Here is a 4148-nt window from a genome sequence, read left to right on the forward strand (position 1 = left end):
ACTCGCCGCCGGATACGCCGACCGCGGGCCGGCCGTCGACGTGCAGCTGGCGATCACGGCGGCGGTCCTCATCGCCGTCGGCGTGCTCGTGCTGCGCGGGGCCCGCGGTCCCGCCGACGCGCGGATGGCGGCCTCCGCATGGGCCGGCACGTCCGCGCTCGTCGCTGTCGTGATGTCCGCGTCGGTCGGCTCCGGCGAGGGCGTCGTCCGTCCCCTCGTCGCGAGCGCGGCGCTCGTGGCGGGAGCCGGCGTGCTCCTCGTCCTCCGATCCGTGCACCGCCGGGTGCTCGCCGCGTCGGCGGCGGTCGCCCTGCTCGGCGCGGTGTCCGTGGCGCTCCTCGCCTGGCGGGGCGGGTACGTCCCGCTGGATCCCGCCGCGCTGGCCGTGCCCGCCGTCGTCGCCGTGCTCGTGGCCGCGGCGGGTGCCGCCGACCGCATCCGGAACCCGGCTCCGTCGACCTTGCCCGGGGGCTCCCCCGGGGCGGTCGACGGCCTCATCCGACATGCCGCCGACGCGGCGACGGGCCTGCTCGTCGCCGGCACCGTCATGGTGGGCGCGGCCTCCGATGCCTCCGGGCTCCCCGTCGCCCTGCTCCTCTCGGCGACCGCCGTGCTCGTCGCCGCCTCGGTAACGGGCTCGCGCTGGCGGCACCGCGTGGCCTGGATCGCGCTCGTCCTCGGATCCGCCGCGCTGTGGGTAGCGCTCGACCGCGGACGCGTCGACGCCGTCGAGCCCTACGTCCTGCCGCCGGCCGGTGTGATGCTGATCGTGGCCGCGCTCCTCCACCGTGGCTTCCCCGCGCGACGCCGCCGCTATGCGCCGACCGGCCCCGCCCGCGGATCCGGCGCGGCTCCCGTCCTCCTCGCGGCCCTGCTCCTCGCGGCCCTTCCCACCGCAGTCGCGTCGTGGAGCGGGGCGCCCGTGCGGGCGCTGCTGCTCGGGAGCGCAGCCGGCATCCTCCTCATCCTGGCGGCCGCCGCCCTGCGCGGTGCGGCCGTCGGCTCACCGGCGCGACCCCTGCTCCTCGCGACCGCCGCGGCGTCCGGGCTCGTCGTCCCGCTCGTGGGCTTCGGGCGGCCCATAGCCCAGCTGGTCGCTCACGAGACGGCCACGTTCGGGCGCACGGAGCTCTGGACCCTCGCGGCGGCCGTCGTCCTCGTGCTCGCCGTGTCGCTCCTGCCCGCGCACCCGATGGAGGCCATCGGGGCCAGCGGGGATGGTCATCGTGGGACGGCCGCGTCCCCAGACGGATCGGATGGGAGCGTGCCCCATCGGTCGGCAGCGGCGGCGCCGGCGAGCGCATCCCCCGCTGCCCGTGCCACCGTCGACGCCCTGCTGCGCGCGGCGCCCCGCGTCACCGTGACGGTCGCGCTGGTCGGGGCCGCAGCGGTGGGCACGGCGGCCATCCTCCGCGCCCACGCGGAGCGGCTGGACGGCGTCGGAGCCCGTGCCGTGCTGCTCGTCACGGTGCTCGCGCTCGTCCACGTCGCCTGCTCGCCCTCGACGTCGGAGGCGGCAGGAACGGACACGGACGACGACACCGCCACAGGCGTGACCCGCACCGCCGTCCGTACCCCGCTGCACGACCGCGTCCTCGCGGTCGCGGCGCTCGTCATCGGGGGCCTCGTCGCCGCGGTCCTCGTCGTCACGGGCGCGGCCGATCCGGTGGAGACCGTCACGGTGCCGATCGCCGCCGCCCTCCTCGTGGTCGGCGGCCGACGCCTCGTCCGTGACGCGGCGTCCGGCAGCATGCGGCACCTCGGCCCCGGGCTCCTCGTCCTGCTCGTGCCGCCCCTGCTCGCGGACCTCGGCCCGAGCCCGGCGTGGCGCATCGTCGGCCTCGGGGTCCTCGCCCTCGCGACGCTGCTCGCAGGAGCGCGCCTCCGACTCCGCGCGCCCTTCCTCATCGGCGCCGCGGTGCTGCTCGTGCACGCCGTCGCCCAGCTCTGGCCGTGGATCCGCATCGCCTCGACCACCGTCCCCTGGTGGGCGTGGGCGGGCGTCGGCGGCATGGTCCTCATCGCCGTCGCGGCCCGCTACGAGCAGCGGATCCGGGATGTGAAGGAGGTCGCCGCCCGCGTCTCGGCGCTCCGCTGACCGCGGCCGGGCGCCGGTAAGCGATGCCTCAGCTTGCTTGCGGCGCCATGCGAGGTGCGCGAGATTGAGGGCACCGTCCGCAGTCCGCAGACCCGCAACGCTCGAGGAGAACCCATGACCGACACCGTCCACGTCCCCACCAGCTCCGCATCGGCCGACGTCGCCGCCGGCGTCGCGCAGTTCCTCAGCCCCGTCGTCGTCAACCTGCAGACCCTCGCCGTCAACGGCAAGCAGGCGCACTGGCACGTCCGCGGCGCCAACTTCATCGGCGTGCACGAGTTCCTCGACGTCCTGGTATCCCACGCGCAGGCGTGGGCAGACACCGCCGCGGAGCGCGTCGTCGCCCTCGGCCTCCCGATCGACGCCCGCATCGAGACGGTCGCCTCCTCCACCACCACCGCGCCGCTCACGCCGGGCTTCCGCCAGTCGAGCGCCACGATCGCCGAGGTCATCGCGCAGATCGACGCGACGATGGAGCTCGTCAACCGCGCGGTGCAGGAGCTGGGCGAGATCGACGTCAACAGCCAGGACGTCGCCATCGAGATCGCCCGTGGCCTCGAGAAGGACCGCTGGTTCCTCTTCGCCCACATCAGCGAGTAGCACCGGCGACCACCGGCCGACGGTCGAGGGGCCCGGATCCGATCGGATCGGGGCCCCTCTCGTCGTCTCAGAGCCGGGTCGCGCCCGACGCCACCCGGCCGCGCATCACGCCTGGCAGTACGGGCACCAGTAGAGCTTCCGGCCCGCGGCCTCCTCCATCACGATGTTCGTGCCGCACACCCGGCACGGCAGTCCCTCGCGGTGGTAGACCCAGTGCCGATCCGCGCGGTTGCGGAGCGCGGCCTCGAGCTTCTTGCCGCGCAGGCCGTCCATGGTCATCATCTGGCCCACCTCGACGCCCTTGCGCAGGAGCTTCGACCAGTCCCGCCACAGGCCGCGGACGACGTCCTCGGGCACGTCGCGCCCCGGCGTGTGCGGGTTCTGCCGGGCGCGGAACAGGAGCTCGGCCCGGTACACGTTGCCGATCCCGCTGACGACCGCCTGGTCCATCAGCAGCAGGCCGATCGCCGTCGGCTTCCTCCGCACGGTGGCCGTGAAGCGGTCCTCCGAGCGCTTGCCGCCGTCGACGAGCGGATCCGGTCCCAGCTTCTCGATCGCCTGCTGCACCTCCTCGGGGCTGGCGACGACGCACGCGGTGGGGCCGCGCAGATCCGCGACGGCGCGCTCGGTGAGCAGCCGCACGCGCACCTGGCCCACCGGCTCGGGAGGCCAGGCCTCGGCGGAGAACGGGTCGTGCACCTTCTCCTGCTCGGCCATGCGGAGGCGCGCGCGGCGGGGCGCGCCGATGCTCGCGAGCGAGTCCTCCGCGGCCGTGTCGACGGGTGCGTCGTCCACCCGGTCGTCGACGGGCACGTCGCCGCGCATCCCGTTCTGCCCCATCCGATTGAGCGTCGTGACGTCGCCCGCGAAGTCCCACGCGCCGTAGAGGCCGAGGTGCACGCGGAGCCAGACGCCGCCGTCGAACTCGAGGAACATCTGCTTCCCGACCGCCTTGGCCTGGAGCAGGCGGCGGCCGTCGAGCACGGCGGCGCCCTCGGCGAACCGGCCCTGGGGCGAGGCCGCCTGCACGACGTCGCCGGCGAAGTGCGCCTCGAACTGCTTCGCGATCCGATGGATCGAATGCCCCTCGGGCACGGCGGCCTAGTCGGTGACGGGGTGACCGGCGATGGCCCCCGTCGTCTCGTACTCGGCGAGCTGCGCGATGCGGCGCGCGTGCCGCTCCTCGCCGGAGAAGGGCTCGGCGATGAACGCGTCGATGAAGGCGGTGGCCTCCTCGACGGTGTGCTGGCGGGCGCCGATGGAGATCACGTTCGCGTCGTTGTGCTGGCGCGCGAGCACGGCGGTCGACAGGTTCCAGACGAGCGCCGCGCGGACGCCCTCGACCTTGTTCGCGGCGATCTGCTCGCCGTTGCCGGATCCGCCGAAGACCACCCCGAGCGAGGTGGTGCCGTCACGCTGGTCGGCCACGACGGCGCGTGCCGCCCGGATG

General features: G+C 75.0%; 4 protein-coding genes. 2 read left to right on the plus strand and 2 right to left on the minus strand.

All coding sequences use genetic code 11. The features are described from left to right. On the plus strand, window positions 1-2098 hold a 2098-nt coding region (locus tag DZG00_RS12965; RefSeq protein ID WP_375342506.1), incomplete at its 5' end, for an SCO7613 C-terminal domain-containing membrane protein. Between the two features lie 114 nt (window positions 2099-2212). Then, window positions 2213-2698, plus strand: coding sequence for a Dps family protein (locus tag DZG00_RS12970; protein ID WP_119381741.1), 486 nt, complete (start codon window positions 2213-2215; stop codon window positions 2696-2698). A 105-nt stretch (window positions 2699-2803) separates the two neighbouring features. On the opposite strand, the gene DZG00_RS12975 is transcribed toward DZG00_RS12970, so the two are convergent. Together DZG00_RS12975 and DZG00_RS12980 are read right to left on the minus strand one after the other, a co-directional pair. Continuing rightward, window positions 2804-3793 carry an Fpg/Nei family DNA glycosylase gene (locus tag DZG00_RS12975; protein ID WP_119381742.1) on the minus strand — a complete coding sequence of 330 codons (990 nt, stop codon included), beginning with the start codon at window positions 3791-3793 and terminating at the stop codon, window positions 2804-2806. Between the two features lie 6 nt (window positions 3794-3799). Further along, window positions 3800-4148 (minus strand): RpiB/LacA/LacB family sugar-phosphate isomerase (locus tag DZG00_RS12980; protein WP_119455698.1); only part of this gene is annotated, 349 nt, incomplete at its 5' end.

This window comes from Clavibacter lycopersici (genome assembly GCF_003576405.1).
In the GTDB taxonomy this organism is placed as follows: domain Bacteria; phylum Actinomycetota; class Actinomycetes; order Actinomycetales; family Microbacteriaceae; genus Clavibacter; species Clavibacter lycopersici.